This is a genomic window from Streptomyces sp. JN8, assembly GCF_055808075.1.
This window is the reverse complement of sequence record NZ_CM147852.1, coordinates 5,205,745-5,232,423: the sequence shown is the minus strand read 5'-3', so window position 1 is coordinate 5,232,423 and position 26,679 is coordinate 5,205,745. Positions and strand designations below refer to the sequence as shown.

At 70.6% G+C, this 26,679-nt stretch carries 29 protein-coding genes, 1 tRNA gene and 2 riboswitches; of the genes, 10 read left to right on the top strand and 20 right to left on the bottom strand.

Annotated elements, in window-relative coordinates; genetic code table 11:
• Positions 1-197: 197 nt before the first annotated feature.
• Entirely contained in the window at positions 198-2,450 is a 2,253-nt protein-coding gene (locus ACY0MR_RS23080; protein WP_473555061.1) for a transglycosylase domain-containing protein, read from the top strand.
• Here the strand turns inward: ACY0MR_RS23080 and ACY0MR_RS23075 are convergent.
• From ACY0MR_RS23075 to ACY0MR_RS23065, 3 genes are all read right to left on the bottom strand, one after another.
• Positions 2,444-2,764 carry a DMT family transporter gene (locus ACY0MR_RS23075; protein ID WP_341623571.1) on the bottom strand — a complete coding sequence of 107 codons (321 nt, stop codon included), beginning with the start codon at positions 2,762-2,764 and terminating at the stop codon, positions 2,444-2,446. The two genes, ACY0MR_RS23080 and ACY0MR_RS23075, sit on opposite strands and share 7 nt — an antisense overlap.
• Before the next feature lie 33 nt (positions 2,765-2,797).
• A riboswitch (guanidine-III (ykkC-III) riboswitch) is annotated at positions 2,798-2,867 on the bottom strand.
• Positions 2,868-2,916: 49 nt separating this feature from the next.
• A complete protein-coding gene (locus ACY0MR_RS23070; protein WP_017237090.1) occupies positions 2,917-3,255 on the bottom strand; it encodes a GroES family chaperonin in 339 nt (112 codons plus the stop codon).
• Between the two features lie 61 nt (positions 3,256-3,316).
• Positions 3,317-3,637 carry a DUF3618 domain-containing protein gene (locus ACY0MR_RS23065; RefSeq protein WP_361855032.1) on the bottom strand — a complete coding sequence of 107 codons (321 nt, stop codon included), beginning with the start codon at positions 3,635-3,637 and terminating at the stop codon, positions 3,317-3,319.
• A 150-nt stretch (positions 3,638-3,787) separates the two neighbouring features.
• Between ACY0MR_RS23065 and bcp the strand changes: the two genes are divergently transcribed.
• The 4 genes from bcp (at position 3,788) to ACY0MR_RS23045 (ending at position 6,358) form a co-directional block, all read left to right on the top strand.
• Positions 3,788-4,261 carry a thioredoxin-dependent thiol peroxidase gene (gene bcp, locus ACY0MR_RS23060; RefSeq protein ID WP_361855029.1) on the top strand — a complete coding sequence of 158 codons (474 nt, stop codon included), beginning with the start codon at positions 3,788-3,790 and terminating at the stop codon, positions 4,259-4,261.
• A gap of 113 nt (positions 4,262-4,374) precedes the next feature.
• Positions 4,375-5,874, top strand: coding sequence for a glycine betaine/L-proline transporter ProP (gene proP, locus ACY0MR_RS23055; RefSeq protein WP_361855026.1), 1,500 nt, complete (start codon positions 4,375-4,377; stop codon positions 5,872-5,874).
• Positions 5,875-6,037: 163 nt separating this feature from the next.
• Positions 6,038-6,259, top strand: coding sequence for an HNH endonuclease (locus ACY0MR_RS23050; protein WP_392863656.1), 222 nt, complete (start codon positions 6,038-6,040; stop codon positions 6,257-6,259).
• A 23-nt stretch (positions 6,260-6,282) separates the two neighbouring features.
• A tRNA-Leu gene (locus ACY0MR_RS23045) sits at positions 6,283-6,358 on the top strand.
• A gap of 54 nt (positions 6,359-6,412) precedes the next feature.
• On the opposite strand, the gene rdgB is transcribed toward ACY0MR_RS23045, so the two are convergent.
• From rdgB to ACY0MR_RS23025, 4 genes are all read right to left on the bottom strand, one after another.
• Positions 6,413-7,015 carry an RdgB/HAM1 family non-canonical purine NTP pyrophosphatase gene (gene rdgB / locus ACY0MR_RS23040; RefSeq protein WP_388798330.1) on the bottom strand — a complete coding sequence of 201 codons (603 nt, stop codon included), beginning with the start codon at positions 7,013-7,015 and terminating at the stop codon, positions 6,413-6,415.
• 8 nt (positions 7,016-7,023) lie between these two features.
• Entirely contained in the window at positions 7,024-7,404 is a 381-nt protein-coding gene (locus tag ACY0MR_RS23035) for a hypothetical protein (protein WP_361855014.1), read from the bottom strand.
• Between the two features lie 87 nt (positions 7,405-7,491).
• Positions 7,492-8,223 (bottom strand): ribonuclease PH, encoded by a 732-nt coding sequence (rph, locus tag ACY0MR_RS23030; RefSeq protein ID WP_361855011.1) that lies wholly within the window; start codon positions 8,221-8,223, stop codon positions 7,492-7,494.
• 151 nt (positions 8,224-8,374) lie between these two features.
• Positions 8,375-8,647 carry a PTS sugar transporter subunit IIB gene (locus ACY0MR_RS23025; RefSeq protein WP_361855042.1) on the bottom strand — a complete coding sequence of 91 codons (273 nt, stop codon included), beginning with the start codon at positions 8,645-8,647 and terminating at the stop codon, positions 8,375-8,377.
• 197 nt (positions 8,648-8,844) lie between these two features.
• On the opposite strand from ACY0MR_RS23025, the gene ACY0MR_RS23020 reads away from it, so the two are divergent.
• On the top strand, positions 8,845-10,143 hold the full coding sequence (locus ACY0MR_RS23020) for a PTS transporter subunit EIIC (RefSeq protein WP_388798326.1): 1,299 nt from the start codon (positions 8,845-8,847) through the stop codon (positions 10,141-10,143).
• A gap of 309 nt (positions 10,144-10,452) precedes the next feature.
• Positions 10,453-11,718, top strand: coding sequence for a PTS transporter subunit EIIC (locus ACY0MR_RS23015; protein WP_361855005.1), 1,266 nt, complete (start codon positions 10,453-10,455; stop codon positions 11,716-11,718).
• Positions 11,719-11,789: 71 nt separating this feature from the next.
• Here ACY0MR_RS23015 and ACY0MR_RS23010 read toward each other — a convergent pair whose 3' ends face one another.
• Entirely contained in the window at positions 11,790-12,542 is a 753-nt protein-coding gene (locus tag ACY0MR_RS23010; protein ID WP_361855003.1) for an MBL fold metallo-hydrolase, read from the bottom strand.
• A 203-nt stretch (positions 12,543-12,745) separates the two neighbouring features.
• Between ACY0MR_RS23010 and ACY0MR_RS23005 the strand changes: the two genes are divergently transcribed.
• Entirely contained in the window at positions 12,746-13,240 is a 495-nt protein-coding gene (locus ACY0MR_RS23005) for a type II toxin-antitoxin system PemK/MazF family toxin (RefSeq protein WP_361855001.1), read from the top strand.
• 70 nt (positions 13,241-13,310) lie between these two features.
• On the opposite strand, the gene ACY0MR_RS23000 is transcribed toward ACY0MR_RS23005, so the two are convergent.
• The 10 genes from ACY0MR_RS23000 to clpS form a co-directional block, all read right to left on the bottom strand.
• Positions 13,311-14,261, bottom strand: a complete 951-nt coding sequence (locus ACY0MR_RS23000) for a PLP-dependent cysteine synthase family protein (protein ID WP_361854999.1) — start codon at positions 14,259-14,261, stop codon at positions 13,311-13,313.
• Positions 14,262-14,266: 5 nt separating this feature from the next.
• Complete coding sequence (locus ACY0MR_RS22995; RefSeq protein ID WP_073913441.1) at positions 14,267-14,545, bottom strand: MoaD/ThiS family protein; 279 nt, start codon at positions 14,543-14,545, stop codon at positions 14,267-14,269.
• A gap of 92 nt (positions 14,546-14,637) precedes the next feature.
• Positions 14,638-14,754, bottom strand: coding sequence for a putative leader peptide (locus tag ACY0MR_RS22990; protein WP_315986240.1), 117 nt, complete (start codon positions 14,752-14,754; stop codon positions 14,638-14,640).
• 44 nt (positions 14,755-14,798) lie between these two features.
• Positions 14,799-15,584 (bottom strand): ABC transporter ATP-binding protein, encoded by a 786-nt coding sequence (locus ACY0MR_RS22985; protein ID WP_388798318.1) that lies wholly within the window; start codon positions 15,582-15,584, stop codon positions 14,799-14,801.
• Entirely contained in the window at positions 15,581-16,603 is a 1,023-nt protein-coding gene (locus tag ACY0MR_RS22980) for a FecCD family ABC transporter permease (protein ID WP_473561867.1), read from the bottom strand. Before ACY0MR_RS22980 ends, ACY0MR_RS22985 begins: the two co-directional genes overlap by 4 nt.
• Positions 16,604-17,019: 416 nt before the next feature.
• Entirely contained in the window at positions 17,020-17,991 is a 972-nt protein-coding gene (locus tag ACY0MR_RS22975) for an ABC transporter substrate-binding protein (protein ID WP_388798315.1), read from the bottom strand.
• 42 nt (positions 17,992-18,033) lie between these two features.
• A riboswitch (cobalamin riboswitch) is annotated at positions 18,034-18,152 on the bottom strand.
• Between the two features lie 9 nt (positions 18,153-18,161).
• Positions 18,162-18,590 carry a M67 family metallopeptidase gene (locus tag ACY0MR_RS22970; RefSeq protein WP_361858565.1) on the bottom strand — a complete coding sequence of 143 codons (429 nt, stop codon included), beginning with the start codon at positions 18,588-18,590 and terminating at the stop codon, positions 18,162-18,164.
• A 123-nt stretch (positions 18,591-18,713) separates the two neighbouring features.
• Positions 18,714-20,141, bottom strand: a complete 1,428-nt coding sequence (locus tag ACY0MR_RS22965) for an amino acid permease (RefSeq protein WP_361858562.1) — start codon at positions 20,139-20,141, stop codon at positions 18,714-18,716.
• A 366-nt stretch (positions 20,142-20,507) separates the two neighbouring features.
• Complete coding sequence (locus ACY0MR_RS22960; RefSeq protein ID WP_473555049.1) at positions 20,508-21,089, bottom strand: DUF2017 domain-containing protein; 582 nt, start codon at positions 21,087-21,089, stop codon at positions 20,508-20,510.
• Positions 21,089-21,394 (bottom strand): ATP-dependent Clp protease adapter ClpS, encoded by a 306-nt coding sequence (clpS, locus tag ACY0MR_RS22955; RefSeq protein ID WP_073807902.1) that lies wholly within the window; start codon positions 21,392-21,394, stop codon positions 21,089-21,091. Before clpS ends, ACY0MR_RS22960 begins: the two co-directional genes overlap by 1 nt.
• A 111-nt stretch (positions 21,395-21,505) precedes the next feature.
• On the opposite strand from clpS, the gene ACY0MR_RS22950 reads away from it, so the two are divergent.
• Both ACY0MR_RS22950 and ACY0MR_RS22945 read left to right on the top strand, forming a co-directional pair.
• Positions 21,506-22,834: a nicotinate phosphoribosyltransferase gene (locus ACY0MR_RS22950; RefSeq protein WP_388798309.1), complete on the top strand. Its 1,329-nt coding sequence runs from the start codon at positions 21,506-21,508 to the stop codon at positions 22,832-22,834.
• A 91-nt stretch (positions 22,835-22,925) separates the two neighbouring features.
• Positions 22,926-23,525, top strand: coding sequence for a nicotinamidase (locus ACY0MR_RS22945; protein ID WP_361858553.1), 600 nt, complete (start codon positions 22,926-22,928; stop codon positions 23,523-23,525).
• A 26-nt stretch (positions 23,526-23,551) separates the two neighbouring features.
• On the opposite strand, the gene ACY0MR_RS22940 is transcribed toward ACY0MR_RS22945, so the two are convergent.
• Together ACY0MR_RS22940 and ACY0MR_RS22935 are read right to left on the bottom strand one after the other, a co-directional pair.
• A complete protein-coding gene (locus tag ACY0MR_RS22940) occupies positions 23,552-23,863 on the bottom strand; it encodes a hypothetical protein (protein ID WP_229313964.1) in 312 nt (103 codons plus the stop codon).
• Between the two features lie 133 nt (positions 23,864-23,996).
• Positions 23,997-26,435: an immune inhibitor A domain-containing protein gene (locus ACY0MR_RS22935; RefSeq protein ID WP_361858550.1), complete on the bottom strand. Its 2,439-nt coding sequence runs from the start codon at positions 26,433-26,435 to the stop codon at positions 23,997-23,999.
• Positions 26,436-26,679: the final 244 nt, after the last annotated feature.

The following is a 26,679-nucleotide window of genomic DNA, read 5'->3' as shown; positions in this document are numbered from 1 at the left end:
GCGGCTTCTCCTCCCCTGTCCGTCAAGCACCGAAAAAACCCGAAAGGACCGGAAGGCCCGAAAGGCATGGAAACGCACGGAAAAAGCGCCGAAGCGCACGACCCTAGCGGGGGTGAGCACCGCACCGCGACCGGATTTCCCGCCACCTTCGGGTCGCGTTCAGGAGTTTCGTCCGCTTAGGGGCAATATGAGGTGCCATGCCCCCTTCCTCCGGTACGAGCGACTCCGACGCCCCCCGGCCGGCCCGCCCCACGGGCTGGGAACCGAGGGACCCCACCCTCCCCCCTCCCCCGCCGCGCAGGGCCAGGCGACGTCCCCGCGTCCTCCGCACCCTCTTCGGACTCCTGCTCCTCGGCACCCTGCTGCTCGCGGGCGCCTTCGCCGCCGGCTACCTCCTCGTGGACATCCCGCCCGCGAACTCCGCCGCCGTCGCCCAGTCCAACCTGTACCTCTACCGGGACGGCAGCACCCTCGCCCGCGACGGCGAGGTCAACCGCGAGAACGTCCGGCTCGACCGCGTCCCCCTGACGGTCCGCCAGGCCGTCCTCGCCGCCGAGGACCGCGACTTCCACACCTCGCGCGCCGTCGACCCCAAGGCGATGGTCCGGGCCGCCTGGAACACCGTCAGCGGCAAGGGCCGCCAGTCCGGCTCCACCATCACCCAGCAGTACGTCAAGAACTACTACCTGGGACAGGAGCAGACGCTCACCCGCAAGGCGAAGGAGTTCTTCATCGCGATCAAGCTCGGCCGCGAGAAGAGCAAGGAGGAGATCCTCCAGGGCTACCTGAACACCAGTTACTTCGGACGCAACGCGTACGGCGTCCAGGCCGCCGCCCGCGCCTACTACGGCAAGGACGTCGAACAGCTCGACACCGCCGAGGGCGCCTACCTCGCCTCCGTCCTCAAGGCGCCCAGCGCCTACGACGTCACCACCCACCCCGAGAACCGCGCCAAGGCCGTCGCCCGCTGGAACTACGTCCTCGACGGCATGGTCACCGAAGGCTGGCTCCCCCGCGCCGACCGCGCCGCCGCCCGCTTCCCCGTCCCCCAGACCGCCCGCCCCGCCACCGGCCTCTCCGGCCAGCGCGGCTATCTCGTCCAGGCCGTGGAGGAGTACCTGACCGAACACGGCATCGTCGACGAGAAGACCCTCGCGGGCGGCGGCTTCCGCATCACCACCACCCTCGAACCCGCCAAGCAGGACGCCCTCGTCCAGGCCGTCGAGGACCAGGTCATGTCCCGGCTCGACCCGGCGGCCACCCCCACCGACCGGTACGTCCGGGTCGGCGCCGCCGCCGTCGACCCGGCCGACGGCAAGGTCCTCGCCATGTACGGCGGCGTCGACTACACCCGGCAGTACGTCAACAACGCCACCCGCCGCGACTACCAGGTCGGCTCCACCTTCAAGCCCTTCGTCTTCACCGCCGCCGTCCAGAGCGGCGCCCAGACCCAGCAGGGCGAACCGATCACCCCCCACACCGTGTACGACGGACGCAACCGCCGCCCCGTGGAAGGCTGGCACGGCATCCCGTACGACCCCGCCAACGAGGACGACGAGACCTTCGGCGAGATCCCCGTCGGCGCCGCGACCGACCTGTCCGTCAACGCCGTCTACGCCCAGATGGCCGTCGACGTCGGCCCCGGACACGTCCGCCGCACCGCCGTCGCCCTCGGCCTCCCCGGCTCCACCCCCGACCTCACCGCCACCCCCTCCATCGCCCTCGGCCCCGCCACCGCGAGCGTCCTGGACATGGCGACGGCGTACGCGACCCTGGCCGCCCACGGCCGGCACGGCACCTACACCCTCGTCGAGGGCCTCAGCAGGGACGGCCAGGAGATCACCGTGCCCGCCCCCACCGCCCGGCAGGCGGTGACCCGGGAGGCCGCCGACACCACCACCGCCGTCCTGCAGAACGTCGTCAGGACCGGCACCGGCACCGCCGCACTCGCCGCCGGCCGCCCCGCGGCCGGGAAGACCGGCACCGCCGAGGACGACAAGGCGGCCTGGTTCGCCGGCTACACCCCGGAACTCGCCACGGTCGTCGCCCTGATGGGCCAGGACCCCGAGTCGGGGCGGCAGGAATCCCTCTACGGCGCGCTCGGACAGCCCCGCATCAACGGCGGCGGGGAACCCACCGAGATCTGGGCCCAGTTCACCCGGGACGCCCTCGCCGGAACACCACCCCGGGACTTCGACCTCCAGGTGATGCCGGGAGCCGAGGAACTCCCCTCGATCCCGCCGCTCCCCGACACACCGGACTCCCCGAACGCCTCCGGCTCCCCCGACACCGCGGCCGTCTCGGACATCTCCGGAACCCCCGACGCCTCCCCGGTACCCGACACCTCAGGCGCTCCCGAGGCCCGCGAGGAGTCCTACGAGATCGGCGAGGCCGGCCCGGGAGCCGCCTCCCGCAGCCCCCGACCGCCCCGCGCCTCCCCCGGTCAGTGACCGGAGGTCGCCTTCAGACCCACCACGGCGACCAGCAGCAGACAGACGAAGAAGATCCGGGCGGCGGTGGCCGGCTCACCCAGCACCACCATGCCGAGCACCGCCGCACCGGCCGCGCCGATGCCCACCCACACGCCGTACGCCGTACCGATCGGCAGCGTCTTGGCCGCCTGCGACAGCAGCATCATGGAGGCGACGATCCCGACACCGGTGAACACGCTGGGCCAGAGCCGCGTGAAGCCGTCGGTGTACTTCATCCCGATCGACCAGCCGACTTCCAGCAGACCCGCGACGACGAGAAGAACCCAGGCCATGACGACGACACCTCCACGAGACGGAACAACAGGGGTGCGTCGTCTTGTCGGAATCCCGGTACGGCGCGTCTCGTCGGGTGTCTCCAGGCTAGCAAAGAAAGACCGGGGGCCCCGGTGACCATGGTCACCGGGGCCCCCGGCCGCGCAGCAGATCAGAGATACAGCCCCGTGGAGTCCGTCGCCCCCTGGAACCGGTCCGCGGCCACCGCGTGGAGATCCCGCTCGCGCATCAGGACGTACGCGACACCCCGCACCTCGACCTCGGCGCGGTCCTCGGGGTCGTACAGCACCCGGTCGCCGATCTCGACGGTACGGACGTTCTGGCCGACCGCGACCACCTCGGCCCAGGACAGGCGACGCCCCACGGCGGCGGTCGCCGGAATCAGGATGCCGCCGCCGGAGCGCCGCTCCCCCTCCGGGGAGTCGGTGCGCACCAGGACGCGGTCGTGGAGCATCCGGATGGGCAGCTTGTCGTGCGTGTTCTCGCTCACGGTCCGAACCTACCTGCCCCGGCACCCCGGCCGGGGCGGGGAGGGGGCGTCCCCGGAGGGATCAGCCCCGGCCCTTCCGGGAGGAGGCGGCGAGCAGCCCGACGACCGCGACGGCGACCAGGGCCGCCGGCACGACGCGGTCCAGCCGCGGGGCGCCGTCCTCATGGGTGAAACGCGCCTTCACGTCCGAGACGACCCGGTTGACGGCGACGAAGGCACGCCCGGCGGTCTGATCGACCGTCGAGGTGACCTTGGCCTTCGCGTCCCCGATGATCGTCTTCGGGTGCATCCGAATGCCGATCTCGTCGAGAGTGACGGCGAGCTGCTCGCGCCGGCGGACGATGTCCGCCTCGATCTGCGCAGGGGTCCTGGCCTCCGACACCGCGCTGCCTCCGTAGTCGTGATCCGGGTGGTCGTCATCCGGTCGTTGATCGGTCCTTGTGGACAGTCTGTCAGCTCTGCCGCCGTCGGGCTGTCCCCGACCCCCATTAGGCTCTGAACGCGTCCGCGAACCATCCCGAGGAGATCAGCCATGAGCGAGCGACTGCAGCCCGGCGACACCGCCCCCGCCTTCACCCTGCCCGACGCGGACGGCAACGAGGTCGCGCTCGCCGACCACAAGGGCCGCAAGGTCATCGTCTACTTCTACCCGGCCGCCCTCACCCCCGGCTGCACGAAGCAGGCCTGCGACTTCACCGACAACCTCGACGTGCTGGCGGCCGCCGGCTACGACGTCATCGGCGTCTCCCCGGACAAGCCGGAGAAGCTGGCGAAGTTCCGCGAGAAGGAGAACCTCAAGGTCACCCTCGTCGGCGACCCGTCGAAGGAGACCCTCGCGGCCTACGGCGCCTTCGGCGAGAAGAAGCTGTACGGCAAGGTCGTGACGGGTGTCATCCGCTCGACCGTCGTCGTCGACGAGGACGGCAAGGTGGAGCACGCCTTCTACAACGTGAAGGCCACCGGCCACGTCGCCAAGATCCTCCGGGACCTGTCGATCGAGGCCTGACCCACCGCACGGGCCACGTGACGCACGTCGCAATCCCCGGCGATTTCCGTTTGTGAATGGCATGAACGCGCAGAAGGTCCTCTGGAGCTTTCCCGGAGAGAGGACGTACGGCCATGCCGGCCACAGACCGCGACGGCCAAGTCGTCGATCCCGAGGCGCAACGGCGCCACCCGCAGCTGTTCAAGGCCGCCGTCCGCCGACGGCGGCCCAAGCTGCGCCGCACCGACATCACGGTCACCGACGAGGCGGCCGTCAAGCGGGCCGTGAAGGCGGCCTCGCTGGGCAATGCCATGGAGTGGTTCGACTTCGGCATCTACGCCTACCTCGCCGTCACCCTCGGCCACGTCTTCTTCCCCTCGGGCAACGACACCGTCCAGCTGCTGTCGTCGTTCGCGACCTTCGCCGTGGCCTTCCTGATCCGCCCGCTCGGCGGCATGGTGTTCGGCCCGATGGGCGACCGGCTGGGCCGCAAGAAGGTCCTCGCCCTGACCATGATCCTCATGGCCGTCGGCACCTTCGCGATCGGCCTGATCCCGTCGTACGCCTCCATCGGCTTCTGGGCCCCCGCGCTCCTGGTCTTCTTCCGCATGCTCCAGGGCTTCTCCACCGGCGGCGAGTACGGCGGCGCCTCGACGTTCATCGCCGAGTACGCCCCCGACCGCCGCAGGGGCTACTTCGGCAGCTTCCTGGAGTTCGGCACCCTCGCCGGCTACGTCGGCGCGGCCGGCCTGGTGACCGCCCTCACCGCCTGGCTCGGCTCCGACACCATGGAGGCCTGGGGCTGGCGCGTGCCGTTCCTGGTCGCCGGTCCGCTGGGCCTCGTCGGCCTCTACCTGCGGATGCGGCTCGACGAGACGCCCGCCTTCCAGAAGCTGGAGAGCGAGTCGGCCCGCGCCTCCGAGGCGGCCGACCCGGTGGAGACCTCCACCAAGGGCGACCTCGCGAAGATCTTCCGGCAGCAGTGGCCGACGCTGATCCTGTGCATCGCCCTGGTCGGCGCGTACAACATCACCGACTACATGCTGCTGTCGTACATGCCGACCTACCTCACCGACGAGCTCGGCTACAGCGAGACCCACGGCCTGCTGATCCTGCTGCTCGTCATGGTCCTGCTGATGCTGGTCATCACCCGGGTCGGCCGCCTGAGCGACCGCTTCGGACGGAAGCCGCTGCTCATGGCGGGCATGCTGGGCTTCTTCTTCCTGTCGCTGCCGGCGTTCCTGCTGATCGGCCAGGACGGCGTGCCCGCGATCACGGCGGGCATGCTGATGCTCGGCCTGTCTCTGGTCTGCCTGCTCGGCACGATGTCGGCGGCGCTCCCGGCGCTCTTCCCGACGGACGTCCGCTACGGCTCCCTGTCGGTGGGCTACAACCTGTCGGCGTCGCTGTTCGGCGGGACGACCCCGCTGGTGATCACGGCCCTGATCGGCGCGACCGGCAGCAACCTGATGCCGGCGTACTACGCGATGGCGGCGGCGCTCGTCGGAGTGATCGCGGTCGCCTGCATGAAGGAGACGGCCCGCCAGCCGCTGGAGGGCTCCCCGCCGTCGGTCGAGACCCCGGAGGAAGCAGCGGAACTGGTCATGTCCCAGGCCCCGGAACCGAGGTTCTGACCCCGCCGCCCCACCTCACGAACGGCCCGCACCTGATGTCCCGGTGCGGGCCGTTCCGCTTGCCGTACACGCACGCACGCTGACGGAGGCGCTGGAGCGGTTGGGGGCGGATCCGAGGAGCCCGACGCGGAGGTACGTGCGGGACCGGATGCGGAGGCTGGGGGTGGACGCATCGCACTTCGAGCGGGAGGGGGTCCGCTGGACGCGGGAGGTGCTGGCGGAGGAGTGCGCGGAGTGCGGGGTCGGCCCCGAGTGGCGCGGCAGGCCGATGACGCTGGAGGTCGATCACATCACCGGGGACTGGAGGGACGACCGGCGCGAGAATGTGCGGCTGCTCTGTCCCAACTGCCATGCAAGCACCGACACCTGGTGTCGTGGAGGCTAGCGGTACAGTGAGCTGGATGGCCCGCGCCCGTACTCCAATGGAAGAGAGAATGGCTTTAGGTGCCATGTGTTGTCGGTTCGAGTCCGACCGGGCGTACCAGTAGAAGGGGCCTGCTGCCTGGGAATCTAAGGCAGCAGGCCCTTCCGTTGGGGGTCAGCCCAGCAGTTCCTTCACGACCGGGACCAGGGCGCGGAAGGCCTGGCCCCGGTGGCTGATCGCGTTCTTCTCGGCGGGGGTCAGTTCGGCGCAGGTGATCTCGTGGCCCTGGGGCTGGAGGATCGGGTCGTAGCCGAAGCCGTTCGTGCCGACCGGGGTGTGGCGGAGGGTGCCCGGCATCGTGCCCTCGACGACGCGTTCCGTGCCGTCGGGGAGGGCCAGGGCCGCCGCGCAGGCGAAGTGGGCGCCCCGGTGCTCGTCGGCGATGTCGGAGAGCTGGGCCAGCAGGAGGTCCAGGTTGGCGCGGTCGTCGCCGTGCCTGCCGGACCAGCGGGCCGAGAAGATGCCGGGTGCGCCGTTGAGGACGTCGACGCAGAGGCCGGAGTCGTCGGCGACGGCCGGCAGGCCGGTGGCCCGGGCGAGGGCGTGGGCCTTGAGCAAGGCGTTCTCGGCGAAGGTGACGCCGGTCTCCTTGACGTCGGGAATCTCCGGGTACGCGTCCGCGCCGACGAGTTCCAGGTCGAGACCTGCGTCGGCGAGGATCGCGTGGAGTTCGGTGATCTTGCCCGCGTTGCGGGTGGCGAGGATCAGACGGGTCATGCCGTCGATTATCCCGGGGTGCAGACCTTCCCGATCTCGGTGGCCGCGTCGGTGACGGGGGTGATGTCCGGGGTGGTGTCGCCGTTCTCGACGGCGGTGCGGACGGAGTCGACGCCCTTGGTGAGGTCGTCGACGGCCTTGGAGAGGTCGGCGTTGTCCGTCGTGTTCTTGAGGTTGCCCAGTTCGGTGGAGATGGAGTCGAGGGACTCCTCGATCTGGGTGGCGTCGTTGGAGGCGTTGGAGACGGCCTGCTGGAGGTTGCTCACCGAGGTGGCTATCGCGTCGGCGGTCTTGACGCAGTCCATGGCCTTGTCGAGGGCTCCGCAGCCGCTCAGGACGGTGGTGAGCGCGGCGGCCGTGGCCACGGCGAGTGCGAGACGGCGCTTCAAGGCGGGTCCTCCCCCGGTTTCGTACGTGTGGACGGGCGGGCGCACGGATCGTATCCGGGTGCCCGCCCGTCAGGACGCACGACGGGGTCAGAGGGTTCCTTCGAGGGCCTTGCGCTGGATCTCGGCGAGTTCGGCGCAGCCGCCGGACGCGAGGTCGAGGAGGGCGTTGAGCTCCTTGCGGTCGAAGGGCTCGGCCTCGGCGGTGCCCTGGACCTCGACGAAGCGGCCGTCGCCGGTGCAGACGACGTTCATGTCGGTGTCGGCGCGGACGTCCTCCTCGTAGCAGAGGTCGAGGAGGGGGACGCCGTCGACGATGCCGACGGAGACGGCTCCGACGGTGCCGATGAGGGGCTTGCGGCCGGCCTTGACGAGCTTCTTGCCCTGGGCCCAGGAGACCGCGTCGGCGAGGGCGACGTAGGCGCCGGTGATGGCGGCGGTGCGGGTGCCGCCGTCGGCCTGGAGGACGTCGCAGTCGAGGACGATGGTGTTCTCGCCGAGGGCCTTGTAGTCGATGACGGCGCGCAGGGAGCGGCCGATGAGGCGGGAGATCTCGTGGGTGCGGCCGCCGATCTTGCCGCGGACGGACTCGCGGTCGCCGCGGGTGTTGGTGGCGCGCGGGAGCATGGAGTACTCGCCGGTGACCCAGCCTTCGCCGCTGCCCTTGCGCCAGCGCGGGACGCCTTCGGTGACGGAGGCGGTGCAGAAGACCTTGGTGTCGCCGAAGGAGATGAGGACGGAGCCCTCGGCGTGCTTGCTCCATCCGCGTTCGATGGTGACGGGGCGGAGCTGTTCGGGGGTACGGCCGTCGATACGAGACATGCGAGGAGCCTAGCCGCGTCGGAACCGGGCGTGGTGAAGGGCCCGTTCCGCCGGTGGGCGCGGTGGCCGGTTGTGGTGGTCGCGGGTGGGGGCGGGTGTGCCGAAGGGCCCGTCCCCCTGCCGGGGCGGGCCCTTCGGACGATGCGGCTGCTTACATCATGTCTTCGATGTCGGCGGCGATCGGGTCGGCGTCGGTGCCGATGACGACCTGGATCGCGGTGCCCATCTTGACGACGCCGTGGGCGCCGGCGGCCTTGAGGGCGGCCTCGTCGACCTTGGACGGGTCCACGACCTCGGTGCGCAGGCGGGTGATGCAGCCTTCGACCTCTTCGATGTTCTCGATGCCGCCGAGCCCGGCGACGATCTTCTCAGCCTTGGTGGCCATGTGTTTCTCCCTGTCCGTTCTGTTCGCGCGTACGCGAATCTCGGCGCACCTGCGGTCCGCTTTGTCACGGTAACCCACGGTTGGCCCAACTTCGCGAGCGAGTGCCGCCGTTCTGCCGAATCATGATGATCACCGGCGGCCTGTCCTCAGCGGGCTCCCGGGAGCCTATCGCAACTGGTCTACACCAGTGTGCAACGAGACGCGCACCCGGCACGTTCCGGACAGGGAGGACGCCGATGAGTACCGACAGCGCTGCGGCGCAGCCGAAGAAGTCCGTGTGGGGCGGGCTCTTCCAGGGGCTCCAGAAGATGGGCCGCAGCCTCCAGCTCCCCATCGCCGTCCTTCCCGCCGCGGGCATCATCAACCGGCTCGGGCAGCCGGACGTGTTCGGCGCGGACGGTCTCGGGTGGGACAACGTCGCGAAGGTGATGGCGGGCGCGGGCGGTGCGCTTCTCGACGGCAGCCTGGGTCTGCCGATCCTCTTCTGCATCGGCGTCGCGATCGGCATGGCGAAGAAGGCGGACGGTTCGACCGCGCTCGCGGCCGTCGTCGGCTTCCTCGTCTACTACACGGTGCTGCGCCAGTTCCCGAAGGACTGCCCGGCGGGCACGAAGGACATCGGGGGCGGCTGCCTGGGCGCGGACGACTCCTTCGCCGGGTACACGTACCAGAACCCGGGCGTCTTCGGCGGCATCGTGATGGGTCTGCTCACCGCGTACCTGTGGCAGCGCTACCACCGGACGAAGCTGGTCGACTGGCTGGGCTTCTTCAACGGCCGCCGACTCGTCCCGATCATCATGACGTTCGTGGGCATCGCGTTCGCCGCGCTCTGCCTGTGGGTCTGGCCGCCGATCGGCGATGCCCTGGAGAGCTTCAGCGACTGGCTGGTCGGTCTCGGCGCCTGGGGTTCCGGCATCTTCGGCGTGGCGAACCGGGCGCTGCTCGTGATCGGTCTGCACCAGTTCCTGAACGTGCCCATCTGGTTCCAGTTCGGCACGTACGAGAAGCCGGACGGCTCGGTGGTCCACGGCGACATCCCGATGTTCCTCGCGGGCGACCCGAACGCCGGCCAGTTCCTGACGGGCTTCTTCCCGATCATGATGTTCGCGCTGCCGGCGGCGGCGCTGGCGATCACCCACTGCGCGAAGCCGCACCGCCGCAAGGAGGTCGGCGGTCTGATGCTGTCGGTGGCGCTGACCTCGTTCGTCACCGGCATCACCGAGCCGCTGGAGTACTCGTTCCTCTTCATCGCCCCGGTGCTGTACGCGGTCCACGCCCTGCTGACCGGTGTGTCGATGGCGGTGACGTGGGCGCTCGGCGTGAAGGACGGCTTCAGCTTCTCGGCCGGCCTGATCGACTACGTGATCAACTGGAATCTGGCGACGAAGCCCTGGCTGATCATTCCGATCGGTCTCGGATTCGCGGTGGTGTACTACGCGATCTTCCGGTTCGCGATCACCAAGTTCGATCTCCAGACCCCCGGCCGCGAGCCGGACGAGGTGGGCGACGAGATGGAGCGGGAGAACGTGAAGTGAGGCGGTCCGGCGACGTCGGGTAGCGCCTCGATCACCCGCCGGAGCCTGGTCGTTTCGGGGCTTTCGCCCCGCCCGTAAGCCCCTCGAAAGGCCCCTGGACCTGACGGTCCGGGGGCCTTATGTCGTGCATTTCCAGCTATGGCTGAACGCACAGAATTCGCAGGTTCCTTATCTAAGTCTCACGTGCTACAACTGGTCTACACCACTCATTGGTGTAGACCACGCGGTCCAGACCACCGCGTTTCCACGAGACGTCGCCGTCCCCCCTTCCCATCCTCTGGCGGCGCCTTGCCTTACTGGAGGAAGTTGATGAGTACGGCCACCGCCCAGGCCGCCGCTCCCGCGAAGAAGCGCGGATCCGGCCTGTTCCAGGGCCTGCAGAAGGTCGGTCGCAGCCTGCAGCTGCCGATCGCCGTGCTGCCGGCCGCGGGTATCTTGCTCCGTCTCGGCCAGCCCGACGTCTTCGGAAAGGACGGGCTCGGCTGGGACAAGGTCGCCTCCGTCTTCGCCACCGCCGGCGGCGCGGTCTTCGACAACCTGCCCCTGCTCTTCTGCATCGGCGTCGCCATCGGCTTCGCCAAGAAGGCGGACGGCTCCACCGCCCTGGCCGCGCTCGTCGGCTTCCTGGTCTACAGCAACGTGCTGAAGGCCTTCCCCATCACCGAGGCCGTCGTCAACACGACCGCCAACAAGGGTGTCGACGTCGCCGCGACGTACAACAACCCGGGTGTCCTCGGCGGCATCCTGATGGGTCTGCTCTCCGCGGTCCTCTGGCAGCGCTTCCACCGCACCAAGCTCGTCGACTGGCTCGGCTTCTTCAACGGCCGCCGTCTCGTCCCGATCATCATGGCCTTCGTCGGCACCGCCGTCGGTGTCGTGTTCGGCCTGGTCTGGGAGCCCATCGGTGAGGGCATCTCCAGCTTCGGCGAGTGGATGACCGGCCTCGGCGCCGGCGGCGCCGGCCTCTTCGGTCTCATCAACCGCGCGCTGATCCCCGTCGGCATGCACCAGTTCGTGAACACCGTCTCCTGGTTCCAGATCGGCGACTTCACCAACGCCGCCGGCGAGGTCGTCCACGGCGACCTCAACCGCTTCTTCGCCGGTGACCCGAGCGCCGGAATCTTCATGTCGGGCTTCTTCCCGATCATGATGTTCGGCCTCCCGGCCGCCGCCATCGCCATCGCCCACGCCGCTCGCCCCGAGCGCCGCAAGGCCGTGATGGGCATGATGGTCTCCCTCGCGCTGACCTCGTTCGTCACCGGCATCACGGAGCCGATCGAGTTCACCTTCATGTTCATCGCGCCGGTCCTGTACGCGATCCACGCCGTCCTGACCGCCGTGTCCATGGCCGTCACCTGGGCCCTCGGCGTCCACGCCGGCTTCACCTTCTCGGCCGGCGGCATCGACTACCTGCTGAACTGGAACCTCGCGACCAAGCCGTGGCTGATCATCCCGATCGGTCTCGTCTTCGCGGCGATCTACTACGTGGTCTTCCGCTTCGCGATCACCAAGTTCAACCTCCCGACGCCGGGCCGCGAGCCCGAGGAGGAGATCGAGGACCTCACCAAGGCGTGAGCCCCGTCCGCAGCACGGAAGGGCCCCGGAACCGTACGGTTCCGGGGCCCTTCCCGTTCTCGGCCGTGGGGTCAGATCTCGTAGACCGCGCCGGGCCGCGCCAGCTCCGACGGCCCCGCGTACACCTCGCGCGCGTCCGCCAGGTTCCGCTCGCCGTCCGTCCACGGCGGGATGTGGGTCAGCACGAGCCGGCCCACCGACGAGCGGGCCGCCTCGGCGCCCGCCTCCCGGCCGTTGAGGTGGAGGGCCGGGATGTCCTCCTTGCCGTGGGTGAACGAGGCCTCGCAGAGGAAGAGGTCGCTGCCCTCGGCCAGCTCGTGCAGCGACTCGCAGACCCCGGTGTCCCCGGAGTACGTCAGCGAGCGGCCGCCGTGCTCGACCCGGATCCCGTACGCCTCGACCGGATGGCACACCTTCTCGGTGCGCACCGAGAACGGGCCGATCTCGAAGGCGCCCGACTTCAGGGTGCGGAAGTCGAAGACCTCGCTCATCGAGGTGGGCGACGGGGTGTCCGCGTACGCCGTGGTCAGGCGCTGCTCGGCGCCCTCCGGGGCGTAGACGGGGATCGCGTCGCACCGTCCGCCCTCGTGGCGGTAGTAGCGGGCGACGAAGTACCCGCACATGTCGATGCAGTGGTCGGCGTGCAGATGGCTGAGGAAGATCGCGTCGAGGTCGTACAGACCGATGTGTCGCTGCAGCTCGCCGAGGGCGCCGTTGCCCATGTCGAGGAGCAGCCGGAAGCCGTCGGCCTCGACGAGGTAGCTCGAACAGGCCGAATCCGCGGACGGGAACGACCCGGAGCAGCCGACGACGGTGAGCTTCATGGAGCGTGAACCTCCGTGGACGGATACGGAAAGCGCGCTGGGGAAGGGGGTGGCTGTGCGGTCTGTCGAGCGTAAGGCGCACCCGGGCCTGTCGCTCCTTCGCAGTGGCCTGTTGTGGGCGAACTCACGGGCTCTGTCACCGGTTCGGATGGATGCCGGGCCGCGTCGGCGCCGTGAGCGGCGCGCCGGTACCGTCTTGAGGTATGGACACGTCGTGGTGGCCCGCGCTGGTCGCGGTCGTGGTGATCGCCCTGGTGGTCGCGCTCGCCGACGGGTGGCGGCGGTCGTCGCGGCCCGGGAGGGGGCGGCGGCCCGCGCCGCCGGGGCGGAGCAGGCCTCCGGTCCGGCCGCCCGGCCGGCCCGCGGGACCGCGGAAGGCTCCGTCGCGGTCGCCGCGGGCGGCGGAGATCTGGTGGGCGGACGTGCCCTTCGAGGACGGGCCCGGTTCGAAGGACCGGCCCTGCCTGGTCCTGTCGGTCCGGGGGAACAGCGCGCTCGTCGCCAAGATCACCAGCAAGTACCACGACGAGCGGCCGGGAGTGATCGCGCTGCCGCCGGGAGCGGTCGGGGACGCGCAGGGGCGCCCGAGCTTCCTGGAGACGGACGAGCTGCGCGAGGTTCCCGTGCGGGACTTCCGGCGGAGAGTGGGAACGGCGGACCCGGTCGTGTGGGACCAGGTCCGCCATCTGGCGCGCTAGCGCCGCGCGGAGGCTTCGCGGGCGGGCGCCCGCGGGGCCGGGGCGGGAGGCGCCGGGGCCCGGGAGGGGACTAGGCCCAGAGCTGGCCCTGGACCGCCTCGATCGCCTCTTCCGTGGTGGCCGCGGTGTAGAGGCCGGTGGAGAGGTACTTCCAGCCGCCGTCGGCGACGACGAAGGCGATGTCCGCGCTCTCGCCCGCCTTCACCGCCTTGTTGCCGACGCCGATGGCCGCGTGCAGGGCCGCGCCGGTGGAGACGCCCGCGAAGATGCCCTCCTGCTGGAGGAGTTCGCGGGTGCGGGTGACCGCGTCGGCGGAGCCGACGGAGAAGCGGGTGGTGAGCACGGAGGCGTCGTACAGCTCCGGTACGAAGCCCTCGTCGAGGTTGCGGAGGCCGTAGACGAGGTCGTCGTAGCGCGGTTCGGCGGCGACGATCCTGACGTCGGGCTTGTGCTCGCGCAGGTAGCGGCCGACGCCCATGAGCGTGCCGGTGGTGCCGAGGCCCGCCACGAAGTGGGTGATGGAGGGCAGGTCGGCGAGGATCTCGGGGCCGGTGGTGGCGTAGTGCGCGCCCGCGTTGTGCGGGTTGCCGTACTGGTAGAGCATCACCCAGGTCGGGTTCTCGGCCGCGATCTCCTTGGCCACCCGTACCGCCGTGTTCGATCCGCCCGCCGCGGGGGACGAGATGATCTCGGCGCCCCACATGGAGAGGAGCTGGCGGCGCTCCTCGCTGGTGTTCTCGGGCATGACGCAGACGATGCGGTAGCCCTTGAGCTTGGCGGCCATCGCCAGGGAGATGCCGGTGTTGCCGCTGGTCGGCTCCAGGATGGTGCAGCCGGGGGTGAGGCGGCCGTCCTTCTCCGCCTGCTCGATCATGTGGAGCGCGGGGCGGTCCTTGACCGAGCCGGTCGGGTTGCGGTCCTCCAGCTTCGCCCAGATGCGGACGTCGTCCGAGGGCGAGAGCCGGGGGAGGCGGACGAGCGGCGTGTTGCCGACCGCCGCCAGCGAGGAGTCGTAGCGCATGTGGATCAGACCATGCCACCGGCGACGGCCGGCAGGATCGTGACGTTGTCGCCGTCGGTGAGCTTGGTGTCGATGCCGTCGAGGAAGCGGACGTCCTCGTCGTTCAGGTAGACGTTGACGAAGCGGCGGAGCTTGCCGTCGTCGACGATGCGGGCCTCGATCCCGGCGTGGCGGGACTCCAGGTCGGCGAAGAGCTCGGCGAGGGTGCCGCCGCTGCCCTCGACGGCCTTCTCGCCGTCGGTGTAGGTGCGGAGGATGGTCGGGATGCGGACCTCGATGGCCATGGCGTGGGCTCCTGTCGGAAGTGGCGTGATGGGCGCGCTGCTGGGGCCCCCGCGCGGAGGGGGGTCGTACGAACGTGCGCTCGGCCGGTCGCTCAGAGCGCAGCGCGGGACGAACAGATCGCGCTGGCGAGGCGGCACAGGTCGACGTGCAGGCGCGCGACGAGCAGCACTGTGCCCGGAGTCTCTTCGCTCACGTCGTGGGAAACCATGGGCTCATCGTATCGATTCCCGGTCCGGGTTTCGGAATGTGATCTCACATGGTGGATGTTTGCCGACCGCCTGCCGGACTGGGCTGGAAGAGGACGGTGGGCTTCCCGGTCCGCGGATGCGGGATGACCTCGGTGTCCACCCCGTAGACGGCCTCCAGGAGGGCGGGGGTGAGGACCTCGGCCGGGGTTCCGCCGGTGACGAGCCGTCCGCCCTCCAGGACGTAGATCCGGTCGCAGTACGCCCCCGCGAGGTTGAGGTCGTGCAGCGCGAGCAGGTTCGTGGTGCCCAGGGTACGGACGAGGGCCAGGACGTCGAGCTGGTGACGGATGTCCAGGTGGTTGGTGGGCTCGTCGAGGACGAGGAGCTCGGGCTCCTGGACGAGGGCGCGGGCGACGAGGGCGCGTTGGCGCTCGCCCCCGGAGAGGGCGGGAAACGGGCGGTCGGCGAGCTCCGCGAGGCCGACGCGGGCCAGGGCGGCGGCGGCGCGCTCCCGGTCGGCGCCGCTGTCGCCCTCCCAGAACCGCTTGTGCGGGGAGCGGCCGAGGGCGACGAGTTCGCCGACGGTGAGCTCGAACTCCAGGGCGCTGTCCTGGGGCACGGTGGCGACGCGGCGGGCGCGGGCCTTGGGGCCGAGGGCGTGGAGGTCGGCGCCGTCGAGCAGGGCGCGGCCCGCGGTGGGGACGAGGGTGCCGTAGACGCAGCGCAGGAGGGTGGTCTTGCCGCTGCCGTTGGGGCCGATGAGGCCGACGGTCTCGCCGGGGCGGACGGTGAGGTCGACGGAGCGGAGCCGCTGCTCGTACGAGAGTCCCTCCAGGCGCAGTTCGGTCACAGCGGTGCTCCTTCCGGGCGTCGGCGCATCAGCCAGAGGAAGAACGGGCCGCCGGTGAGGGCGGTGAGGATGCCGACGGGGACGTCCTGGGGGGCGGCGACGGTCCGCGCGCCGAGGTCGGCGAGGACCAGGGCGAGCGAGCCGCCGAGCGCGGCGACCGGGAGGAGCCGGCGGTGCGGGGCGCCGACGGCGAGCCGGGCCGCGTGGGGGGCCATCAGGCCGACGAAGCCGACGGCTCCGCTGGCGGCCACCATGACGGCGGTGACGAGGGAGGCGAGGACGAAGACGGCGGCGCGGAAGCGGGCGGTGTCCAGGCCCAGGACGGTGGCGCCCTCCTCGCCGACGAGGAGCAGGTCGAGCGGGCGGGCGAGGGTGAGGAGGGCGGCCGTGCCGACGGCGAGGACGGCGGCGGGCAGGACCAGGGTGTCCCAGCGGGCGCTGCCGAGGCCGCCGAGGGACCAGTACAGGGCCTCCTGGAAGTGCTCGGGGCGGCCGGCGAGGACGAGCAGCAGGGTGGCGAGGGCGGACAGGATGTAGGAGACGGCGACTCCGGCGAGGACGAGCCGGGCGCCGGTGAGGGTGCCGCCGCGGCGGGCGAGCCCGTAGACGAGGACGAGGGAGAGCAGGGCGCCCGCGAACGCGCCGGCGGGCATGGCGAGCGTGGTGGTGACGCCGCCCAGCAGGCCCGCTCCCCCGCCGGCGACCAGGACGAGGACGGCGCCGGCGGAGGCGCCGGAGGAGATGCCGAGGAGGAACGGGTCGGCGAGCCGGTTGCGGACCAGGGCCTGGAGGACGGCGCCGACGACGGCGAGCCCGGCGCCGACGACCACGCCGAGCAGGACCCGGGGCAGCCGGACGTCGAGGACGATCGTCCGGAACGGGGAGGGGTCGGCGGCGCGTCCGGTGAGGACGTCGAGGACCTGGCCGGGCGGGATGCGGACGGAGCCGAGGGCGAGCGAGGCGAGCGCGGCGGCGGCCAGGGCGAGGACGAGTCCGGTGACGACGACCGCGTACCGCAGACGCCCGCCGGGCGGGGCCTTCCCGGCCGGGGCCTTCCCGGGCGGGGCCTTGTCGACCGGGGCCTTCCCGGGCGCGCCGGGGCGGGCGGGCCGGGCAGGCCCGAACTCGGCGGACGAAGGGGACCCGGCCGCCACGGCGGCGGGACCGCCCGCCACGGCGGCGGGACCGGCGGGTCCCAAGGGTCCGGCAGGCCCGGCACCCCCGGCCAGCCCGGCAGGCCCGGTCGGTCCGGCAGGCCCAGCAGGGCCGGCAGGCCCGGTCGGCTCCGCGGATTCCTCCGGGCCGACCGTCACGGACCCTGCGGGTCGCGTCCGCCCCGCGGTGGGGGCGCTCGGGGGCGGGACGGGGGCCGGGGTCGGCGGCCGGGGCTGCGGCGGGTCTTCCGGTGTGCTCGCCGCGCGGGCGGGCCCCGCGCTCATCGGGCCGGGTGGAGCTGAGCGGCCAGCTTGTCGACGGCCGCGGGGACGCGGACGCCGAGGACGGTGTCGGAGAGCGGCATCACGGCGAACCGGCGGTTCTTGATCGCGGGGACGTCCTTGAGGGCCGGGTCGTCGAGGAGCCGCTGCTTCTTCTGCTCGACGGTGGTGGAGCCGTAGTCGTAGATGACGACGACCTCGGGCTTGCGGGCGACGACCTGCTCCCAGGTGGCGTCGCCGAAGGCCTTGTCGAGGTCGGCGAAGACGTTCCGGCCGCCGGCGCGGGTGATGAGCTCGTTGCCGATGCCCTTGCCGCCGGCGGTGAAGGCGGTCTTGTCACCGCTGTCGTAGACGAAGACGGAGACGGGCGCGGTGCCCTTGAGCCGCTTCTCGGTGGCGGCGACGGTGGTCCGCGCCCCGCGGACCCAGGTGGTGGCCCGGTCGGGGACGCCGAACGTCCGCCCGACCTCCTCGACTTCGCGGTAGAGGTCGTCCACGGAGGGCGAACCGGAGGGGCAGTACTCGGTGTTGAGGCGGGTGGAGATGCCCGCGCGCTTCAGGTCGTCGCGGCTCCGGCCGTCCTTGCTCGCGAAGGCGGAGGAGTAGCCGCCGTAGACGAAGTCGGGGTTCGCGGCGAGCAGGGCCTCCTTGGAGGGGTACTCCTTCGCGAGGACGGGGACGGAGTCGTACGCCTTCTTGTAGGCGGGGAGGACCGTGTCGTCGAGGTAGGCGGTGCCGACGAGCGACTTCTCCAGGCCGAGGGCGAGCATGACCTCGGTGACGTGCTGGTTCATGGTGACCGCCCGCTTCGGCGGGGCCGTGAAGGTCGTCTTCACACCGCAGTTGGTGACGGTGTACGGGAATCCGGGGGCGGCCCCGGCGTCGGGGGCCTGTGCCGCGGGGGCCGAGCAGGCGGCGAGCAGCGGGAGCAGGAGGGCGGCGGGCAGCAGGGTGCGGCGGGGCCTGGACATGGCGGAACGTGCCTCCTCCGGGGATTTCCACGTCCCCGATCGGTGGTGAGAAGGCGGCAGGTCAGTTCCTGGCTTCCGCCTCCCCTCGGGGAGGCGGTCACAGTGGCGGGACCGTGCCGGATTCGCACCGGCTTCCTGGGGCCTGCCGCCCGTCGGTCCCGGTCAGTGTCTCAGGCGGCGTACTCCTCGACGACCTCGACCTCTTCCTCGGTCACGACGCCCTCGACGATGGTGAAGGAGCGGAACTGGAAGGGTCCGGCGCCGTCGCTGTCGGCGGTGGAGACGAGGACGTAGTGGGCCTGGGGCTCGTTGGCGTACGAGATGTCCGTGCGGGACGGGTAGGCCTCGGTCGCGGTGTGCGAGTGGTAGACGATGACGGGCTCCTCGTCCCGGTCGTCCATCTCGCGGTAGAGCTTGAGCAGGTCCGCGGAGTCGAACTCGTAGAAGGTGGGCGAGCGCGCGGCGTTGAGCATCGGGATGAACCGCTCGGGGCGGCCGGTGCCGACCGGTCCCGCGACCACGCCGCAGGCCTCGTCGGGGTGGTCCGCGCGGGAGTGTTCCACGATCTGGTCGTACAGGGCCCGGGTGATGGTCAGCATGCCGACAGGATAAGCCGACGGGCCGTTCCGTACCGGGGAGTGGTACGGAACGGCCCGTATGCCGAGACGGTCGTGGTCAGGGCCGCTTGGGGACGGCCCGGGGCGACCGCCCGCGGGGTCCGGTCAGGACCGCTTGGCGAAGGCGGCGCCCTCGGGGTTGCGGGACTTCAGGACCAGGTAGGAGACCCCCAGGATGAGACCCCAGACCGGGGCCGCGTACAGGGAGACGCGGGCGCCCTCGTCGATGCCCATCATGACGATGACCATGCCGATGAAGAGGAGCGCGAACCAGCTGGTGTACGGGGCGCCCGGGGCCTTGAAGGTGGACTCGGGGAGCTCGCCGCGGTTCGCCTTGGCGCGGTAGCGGATCTGGCAGACCAGGATCATGATCCAGGCCCACATGCCGGAGATGGTGGCGAAGGAGACGACGTACTCGAAGGCCTTGCCGGGGGCGACGTAGTTGATCCAGACGCCGACCAGCATGAGCGAGGCCGAGAAGGTCAGGCCGAGCAGCGGGGTGCCGCTCTTGGTGAGCTTCGTGAAGACCTTGGGGCCCTGGCCGTTGAGCGCGAGGTCGCGCAGCATGCGGCCGGTGGAGTACATGCCCGAGTTGCAGGAGGAGAGGGCCGCGGTCAGCACCACGAAGTTGACGATGGCGGCGCCGACGCCGAGGCCCATCTTCTCGAAGGCGGCGACGAACGGGGAGACGCCCGGCTGGAACTCGGTCCACGGGACGACCGACAGGATCATGATGAGCGCGCCGACGTAGAAGACGGCGATGCGCCACGGCACGGTGTTGATGGCCTTGGGCAGAACGGTCTTCGGGTCCTTGGACTCGCCGGCGGTGACGCCGACCAGCTCGACCGCGAGGAAGGCGAACATGACGATCTGCAGGGTCATCAGCGTGTTGCCGATGCCGGTGGGGAAGAAGCCGCCCTGGTCCCACAGGTGGGTCACGGAGGCGGTGTCCCCGGCGTCGGAGAAGCCGACGGTGAGGATGCCGGCGCAGATCAGGATCATGCCGATGATGGCGGTGACCTTGACCATGGAGAACCAGAACTCCAGCTCGCCGAAGAGCTTCACGGAGATCAGGTTGGCGCCGTAGAGGATCACGGTGAAGACCAGTGCGGAGATCCACTGCGGGATGTCCCACCAGTACGTCATGTAGGTGGCCGCGGCGGTGACTTCGGTGATGCCGGTGACGACCCAGAAGAGCCAGTACGTCCAGCCGGTCACGAAGCCCCAGAAGGGGCCGACGAACTCGCGTGCGTACTCCGCGAAGGAGCCGGACACGGGGCGGTACATGAGGAGCTCGCCCAGGGCGCGCATGATGAAGAAGATGACCAGGCCCGCGATGGCGTACGCGAGGATCAGGCTGGGGCCCGCCTTGGCGATGGCCTTGCCGGCGCCGAGGAAGAGGCCGGTGCCGATGGCACCGCCGATCGCGATCATCTGGATCTGCCGGGCGCCGAGGCCACGCTGGTAGCCCTCGCCGCCGTCCACGGCCCCGTCGGTGCCGTCGTGCTGCTTGTCGACCTGCACAGAGGTCATGGTGGTGCGCCTTTCTCCATGCTGATCCGCGCGACTACGAGTGCGTCTGCCGCGGATCAGATCCTGATCCCCCCGGATGTGGATGGAGTGCCACCGGCGGTCAGCCGGACGAAGCGCCCTCGGGAACAGGGGTGGCGTCCCCGAGCGGTCGTGAAGATTTATCACGCGGTCCGGCGTGATCGAGGGAATCACGTGTGGCGCACGTCACGGGAAGCGGCGGGCGAAGGGGACTCAAGACGGCAAAGCGGACGCTCTGATAACGCATTCGTTATTCGGATTTGAGCGTCCGCTGAGCGAACATGCCGCCGCCGGGGCGTGTCGCGTGGGGTGTCCGGGCGCGCCGCGACCGGCCGGCCGGTCGGCCTGTCACGACATGAGGGTCTCGACGAGGGACTCCTGGAGCGCCCCCAGCCAGAGGTAGGCCATCACCATCGGCTTGCGGGGGTCGGAGTCCGGCAGCCGGTACAGCTGCTCGCCCTCGTCGTCGGTGACCTCCAGGCGGGTGCCGATGGTCAGCCGGAGGTCGTTGAGCGCGCCGAGCCAGGCGCGGGACTCGTCCGGGGTCAGCTTCAGGACTGCGCCGCCCTCGCCCGCCGCGTCGGCGGAGAGCGCGTCGAGGGCGCGGACGACGACGAGGGCGTCCTCGCGCTTGCGGGCCCGCAGGTCGTTCTCCGTGAAGCGGCGGAAGTCGGAGGCGGCGGCCCGCAGCTCCTCGCTGTCGTCCCCGTACGCGTCGGGGAAGAGGCGCTTGAGGGCGGGGTCGGACGGGGGCTTGCTGGGGCCCTCGGCGAAGAGGGCGGCCAGCGGGTCGGCGCCCTCGGCGGGCTCGTCGCCCGGCCCGATCAGCTCCATGAGCTGGACGGCGAGGGAGCGGAGGATGGAGATCTCGACGTCGTCGAGGGCGACGGCCGCACCGCCGCCGGGCAGGGTCTCGAAGTGCCCGGCCATCAGAAGCGGTCCTGGGAGAGGGTCGCCCAGAGGCCGTAGCCGTGCATGGCCTGCACGTCGCGCTCCATCTCCTCGCGGGTGCCGCTGGAGACCACCGCGCGTCCCTTGTGGTGCACGTCGAGCATCAGTTTGTGCGCCTTGTCCTTGGAGTATCCGAAGTACGACTGGAAGACGTACGTCACGTAGCTCATCAGGTTGACCGGATCGTTGTGCACGAGGGTCACCCAGGGCACGTCCGGCTCGACGACCGCGGAGACCTCCTCGGCCGATTCCGTACGTTCGATCTCAATAGGCGCGACGCTCACTCACCCCATGCTGCCACCCCGGAGGGCCCGTCGCACAAACGGGTCACCCGCCCGTCACTCGCCCGCCCCACTATTCGTCACTCTGACGATTTCTGCGCTAGCATCGCTGACATGAACGCTGCGGACCTTGGGCTGCCGGTGGACGTGCCGTCGACCGCGCTCTTCACCGACCAGTACGAGCTGACCATGCTCCAGGCGGCCCTCCGGGCCGGCACCGCCGACCGACGCTCGGTCTTCGAGGTCTTCACCCGGCGCCTGCCCGGAGGACGGCGCTACGGCGTCCTCGCGGGCGTCGGCCGGGTCCTCGACGCCGTCGAGAACTTCCGGTTCGACCCCGCCGTCCTGGGCTTCCTGCGCGAGCGCGGCATCGTCGACGAGCCGACCCTGGAGTGGCTCGCCCGCTACCGCTTCACCGGCGACATCTGGGGCTACCCCGAGGGCGAGGTGTACTTCCCCGGCTCGCCGGTCCTGCGCGTCGAGGGCTCCTTCGCCGAGTGCGTGCTGCTGGAGACGGTGATCCTCTCCATCCTCAACCACGACTCGGCCATCGCCGCCGCCGCCTCCCGCATGTCGGCCGCGGCCGCCGGGCGCCGGCTGATCGAGATGGGCGCGCGGCGCACCCACGAGCTGGCCGCCGTCGCCGCCTCCCGCGCCGCCTACGTCGGCGGCTTCGACTCCACCTCGGACCTCGCCGCCGGCTTCCGCTACGGCATCCCGACCGTCGGCACCTCCGCCCACGCCTTCACCCTCCTGCACGACAGCGAGCGGGACGCCTTCCGCGCCCAGGTCGACAGCCTCGGCCGCGGCACGACCCTGCTCGTCGACACCTACGACGTGACCGAGGCCGTCCGCACCGCGGTCGAGGTGGCGGGGCCCGAGCTCGGGGCCGTCCGGATCGACTCCGGCGACCTGCTGCTCGTCGCCCACCGGGTCCGCCAGCAGCTCGACGAGCTGGGCGCCCGCGACACGAAGATCGTCGTCACCTCGGACCTCGACGAGTACGCCATCGCCTCCCTCGCGGCGGCCCCGGTCGACGCGTACGGGGTGGGCACCCAGCTGGTCACCGGCAGCGGTCACCCGACCTGCTCCATGGTCTACAAGCTGGTCGCCCGTGCCTCCTCGGCCGATCCCAGGGCGCCGCTCACGGCGGTCGCCAAGAAGTCGCTCGGCGGCAAGGCCTCGGTCGGCGGGCGCAAGTGGGCGGCGCGCCGCCCCGACGCGTACGGGGTCGCGGAGGCGGAGGTCCTGGGCACCGGCCCGGTCCCCCCCGAGCTCGCCGACCACCAGCTCCTGGTCGAGCTGGTCAAGGGCGGCGACGTGGTCGCCAGGGAGCCGCTGGAGGCCGCCCGGGCCCGGCACATCGCGGCCCGCGCCGGGCTGCCGATGTCGGCGATGCAGCTCTCCCGCGGCGAGCCCGTGCTGCCCACGGAGTACCTGTAGGGCCATGCGGACGGACCCGCCCCCTCCCGGTGGGCGGGCCGATTCTCTAGGCTCGGTCCCACCCCTCCCCGACGCGCTAAGGACACCCGCCATGCACCGCGCATTGATCGTTGTGGACGTTCAGAACGACTTCTGCGAGGGCGGCAGCCTCGCGGTGGGCGGCGGCGCGGACGTCGCCGCCGCCATCACCGACCTGGTCGGCCTGACGGCGGGCAGCTCCTACCGGCACGTGGTCGCCACCCGCGACCACCACGTCGACCCGGGCGCGCACTTCGCGCCGGACGGCGAGGAGCCGGACTACGTCACCTCCTGGCCGGTGCACTGCGTGGCGGGCACGGAGGGGGTCGGCTTCCACCCGAACTTCGCTCCGGCCGTCGCCAGCGGGGCGATCGACGCCGTCTTCGACAAGGGGGCGTACGACGCGGCCTACAGCGGCTTCGAGGGGCACGACGAGAACGGCCTGACGCTCGCGGAGTGGCTCCGCGAGCGGGAGGTCACCGAGGTCGACGTGGTGGGCATCGCCACCGACCACTGCGTGCGGGCGACGGCCCTGGACGCGGCCCGCGAGGGCTTCCGCACCCATGTGCTGCTCGACCTGACGGCCGGCGTCGCGAAGGAGACGACGGACCGGGCCCTGGAGGAGCTGCGGGCGGCGGGCGTGGAGCTGACGGGCAAGCCCGTGGTGGCCTGAGCGTCCCGCCGGGGCCGGCGGCCCCCTCAGGCGGCCGGCTCCCTGGGGAGGGACCGTACGGGGTGCCAGAGCTCCTGGGCGGCGCCGGGCGCGGATCTCCAGAGCAGGCCGTCGGGGTGGTGCAGGACGGCCGTGATCTCGTCCGGCGTGGGCGGCTCGCTGTTGCCCCGGAGGTACACCGCGCGCAGCCCCAGGTTCCGCAGCCTGGTCAGGGCGCGGGCACGGTTGGCGGCGTGGACCAGGAAGCGGACGCTGGCGCCGTCGCGGGCCGGGCTGGGCAGCCCTATCGCGACGACCACACTGCCTCCCGGCAACTTGCAGAACCCTCCGTTGGGCATGTGTGACCACTCCCCCGTGGATCGACTGTCAATAAGAACATCGGTCTGATGCGTCAGACGCACCTAAACACGATCGGCCGCCGCCCGCTAGAGGGGCGACGGCCGATCATGCTTTGACCTGCGGTTTTACCGATTACTTCGTGGACGGACCCACGCGGACCGTGATCGTCTCGCCGTTCTTCGGCTCCTTGACGACCTGGATCTTGGTGTTGGTGTCAGTTACCTGGACACCGGCGCGCGCCGTCTCCTTGAACCAGTACGTGCCCTTGCGGTCGTCGAAGACCGGGTTGCCCGGCAGCGACGGGACGAAGGACGCGACGTCGGCCTTGTGGAGCATCATGCCGTCGGTCTTGTAGGTGCCGAAGGTGGAGTCGTACGCCTGGACGCGGTTGCGCATCAGGGTGCCGTCCTTCCACTTCAGCGGGGTCGGGTGGGAGTCGACCGGAAGGATCAGACCCTGGCCCGGGTGGACCGCGGTGTTGTTGTCCTTCTGGGAGAGGTCCCACTTCCAGATGAGCAGGCCGTTCTGGTACGGGTAGTGCTCGACCCAGCTGGCCTTGTCACCGGTGAACCCGAAGTTGTACGGGCCGACCTTGAGGGTGGCGTCGTACGAGACGTACTGGCGGTTCTCCGCGATGTAGTACTGCTCGTACTCCTTCGTGAAGCCCTTGCCGACCCGCGAGAAGCCCTTGGCCGTCCAGCCGTTGTCGCCGTTCTCGGCGCCGTCGGCGAAGACGGTCGCACCGTCCGCGGTCAGCGTGATGGCGTCGGCCGTGAAGCCCTTGCCGCCGGCGCCGCCGTCCGTCTGGTAGCGGAAGCGGAGGTCGAACTTCTTGCCCGCGTAGGCGTCGAGGCCGTAGACGAGCTCCTTGTGGGTGCCCGAGACGTCGGTCAGCGCCGGGGCGCCGCTGGCGTCGCGCGGGAGCGGCTTGCCGTCGGCGGTGCCGTCCAGGGCCGTCCAGTTGGCGCCGCCGTCGGTCGACACCTCGGTGTAGAGGTAGTCGTAGTCGAGCTCGATGTCGTACCAGCCCTTGAGCTTCAGGGAGGCGGACTTCTTGCCCGTCAGGTCGACGGAGCGGGTCAGGGTGTTCTTGAGGTCGTCACCCATGTTGCTCCACCACTGCGAGGCGCCCTCGGCGGGCGCGACGACGTCGGTGGTGACGGCCTTCTTGGGCAGCTCGACGACGAGCGCCTGCGGGTTCTTGGTGTTGTACTCGGCGACGCCCAGCTTGTGGGTGGAGTTCCACTTGCGGGCCTCGTTGGCGACCTTGGTGTAGTTCAGCCAGCCGAGCTGCAGCTTGTCCCAGGCGTTCATGTCGCCGGGCAGGTCGCCGATGGCGTCCTTGCCGCGGCCGAGCCAGGAGCCGGAGGACATGAGCGACCAGAAGCCGGTCGAGTTCTCGGCGCCGGAGAGGCCGGAGGTGTCGTACAGGTCCGGCAGACCGAGGTCGTGGCCGTACTCGTGCGCGAAGACGCCGAGGCCGCCGTTCTCCGGCTGCATCGTGTAGTCGCCGACCCAGATGCCGGAGTCGCCGATCTGCGTGCCGCCGGCCTTGTTGTTCGCCGGGCCGGTCTTGCCCGCGTTGGTGCCGTAGGCGTACCAGCGGTGGGCCCACAGGGCGTCGCCGCCCTGGGCGCCGCCGCCCGCCGACTCGTCCTCGCCCGCGTGGACGATCTGGAAGTGGTCGATGTACCCGTCGGGCTCGTTGAAGTTGCCGTCGCCGTCGAAGTCGTACCGGTCCCAGAGGTCGTACTGGGCCATGTCGGCCTTGATCTGGGCGTCGGTGCGGCCCTTGGCCTTCTGGTCGGCGACGAAGGCGGTGACGCCGTCGCGGACCGCGTCCCAGACGTTGGAGCAGTTGCTGTTGCCGCAGTAGTTCGAGCCGTAACGGGCCTCGTTGTACTCGACCTTGACCCAGTCGGAGACCTTGCCGTCGACCGAGTAGCGGCCGGACGAGGTCTTCTCGTAGTAGGTCTTCAGCGACTGCTTGTCCTGGCCCTTGGCGTCCTTCCCGGTGCCGAAGTACAGGTCCTGGAAGTGCTTCTGGTCGTAGTCGGCCTTCCAGTCCGTGGAGTTGTCGTGCGCACGGTCCGGCTTGGCTATCTGGTTGTGCAGGGGACCGGGCGTGCCGCCGTACTTCGGCTTTGGCTCGGTCGTGTCGTCGTCCGCGCGGTCGACGAGGGTGGTGTTGTCCACCTTGTCGCCGAACTCGACCAGGATCGTGAAGATCTTGTCGGTCTTCTCGCGGCCCAGCTCGACGTACTTCTTGTCGTCGAGCTTGACGACCTGGGAGCCGTTGCGTCGCTCCACCTTCGACTCGCCGCTCAGCACCTGCTCCAGGGCAGCCTTGCGCTGCTGCTCCTGCTGCTCGCTGAAGGGACCCTCGAGGTCGTGGTCGACCGCCGTCTTGTCGATCCCGGCGCCGGGCGCCGGGTCGTGACGGACATCGGCCGGCGTCACGCTGCCGTGATTGTCGGCCCATGCGGTGGTGAAGGTCGAGGCGGTGGCGGCGGTGGCCGCGAGCGCCACAACAACTGCGGACGTTCTGATCGCCCGTCGTCTGTTGGTCACTTGATATGTCCTCCCCGGCGCCCGCGCTACGGACCGAAGGTGGGGTGTCCGTCCGGCGGGTCGCGCGTCACAAGTGACGACATTCGACCGGAGGTACGCAAGAAAAGACAGATCTTGACTTGCACATACCAACTGCACTATGCGGGAGTCGAATTCCGATTATCGGACGATCCTTGGGTGTCCTGCCGGAAAAATCACACGCCCCGTGACTCCGTGCGCCCCCCGTGCACCCCGTGCCCCCTCA

What these genes read in the sequence shown, in the direction of transcription:
- ACY0MR_RS23000 (WP_361854999.1), bottom strand. Translation starts at nt 14,261, where the DNA reads ATGCGCTACGACTCCTCGCTGGCGGCGGTCGGCAACACGCCGCTCGTC.
- ACY0MR_RS23075 (WP_341623571.1), bottom strand. Translation starts at nt 2,764, where the DNA reads ATGGCCTGGGTTCTTCTCGTCGTCGCGGGTCTGCTGGAAGTCGGCTGG.
- bcp (WP_361855029.1), top strand. Translation starts at nt 3,788, where the DNA reads ATGAGCGAGCGACTGCAGCCCGGCGACACCGCCCCCGCCTTCACCCTG.
- ACY0MR_RS23005 (WP_361855001.1), top strand. Translation starts at nt 12,746, where the DNA reads ATGGACACGTCGTGGTGGCCCGCGCTGGTCGCGGTCGTGGTGATCGCC.
- ACY0MR_RS22970 (WP_361858565.1), bottom strand. Translation starts at nt 18,590, where the DNA reads ATGCTGACCATCACCCGGGCCCTGTACGACCAGATCGTGGAACACTCC.
- ACY0MR_RS22965 (WP_361858562.1), bottom strand. Translation starts at nt 20,141, where the DNA reads ATGACCTCTGTGCAGGTCGACAAGCAGCACGACGGCACCGACGGGGCC.
- ACY0MR_RS23010 (WP_361855003.1), bottom strand. Translation starts at nt 12,542, where the DNA reads ATGAAGCTCACCGTCGTCGGCTGCTCCGGGTCGTTCCCGTCCGCGGAT.
- ACY0MR_RS22975 (WP_388798315.1), bottom strand. Translation starts at nt 17,991, where the DNA reads ATGTCCAGGCCCCGCCGCACCCTGCTGCCCGCCGCCCTCCTGCTCCCG.
- ACY0MR_RS22960 (WP_473555049.1), bottom strand. Translation starts at nt 21,089, where the DNA reads ATGGCCGGGCACTTCGAGACCCTGCCCGGCGGCGGTGCGGCCGTCGCC.
- ACY0MR_RS22945 (WP_361858553.1), top strand. Translation starts at nt 22,926, where the DNA reads ATGCACCGCGCATTGATCGTTGTGGACGTTCAGAACGACTTCTGCGAG.
- ACY0MR_RS22995 (WP_073913441.1), bottom strand. Translation starts at nt 14,545, where the DNA reads ATGGCCATCGAGGTCCGCATCCCGACCATCCTCCGCACCTACACCGAC.
- rdgB (WP_388798330.1), bottom strand. Translation starts at nt 7,015, where the DNA reads ATGACCCGTCTGATCCTCGCCACCCGCAACGCGGGCAAGATCACCGAA.
- ACY0MR_RS23015 (WP_361855005.1), top strand. Translation starts at nt 10,453, where the DNA reads ATGAGTACGGCCACCGCCCAGGCCGCCGCTCCCGCGAAGAAGCGCGGA.
- ACY0MR_RS22940 (WP_229313964.1), bottom strand. Translation starts at nt 23,863, where the DNA reads ATGCCCAACGGAGGGTTCTGCAAGTTGCCGGGAGGCAGTGTGGTCGTC.
- proP (WP_361855026.1), top strand. Translation starts at nt 4,375, where the DNA reads ATGCCGGCCACAGACCGCGACGGCCAAGTCGTCGATCCCGAGGCGCAA.
- ACY0MR_RS22990 (WP_315986240.1), bottom strand. Translation starts at nt 14,754, where the DNA reads ATGGTTTCCCACGACGTGAGCGAAGAGACTCCGGGCACAGTGCTGCTC.
- ACY0MR_RS23020 (WP_388798326.1), top strand. Translation starts at nt 8,845, where the DNA reads ATGAGTACCGACAGCGCTGCGGCGCAGCCGAAGAAGTCCGTGTGGGGC.
- ACY0MR_RS23080 (WP_473555061.1), top strand. Translation starts at nt 198, where the DNA reads ATGCCCCCTTCCTCCGGTACGAGCGACTCCGACGCCCCCCGGCCGGCC.
- ACY0MR_RS22950 (WP_388798309.1), top strand. Translation starts at nt 21,506, where the DNA reads ATGAACGCTGCGGACCTTGGGCTGCCGGTGGACGTGCCGTCGACCGCG.
- rph (WP_361855011.1), bottom strand. Translation starts at nt 8,223, where the DNA reads ATGTCTCGTATCGACGGCCGTACCCCCGAACAGCTCCGCCCCGTCACC.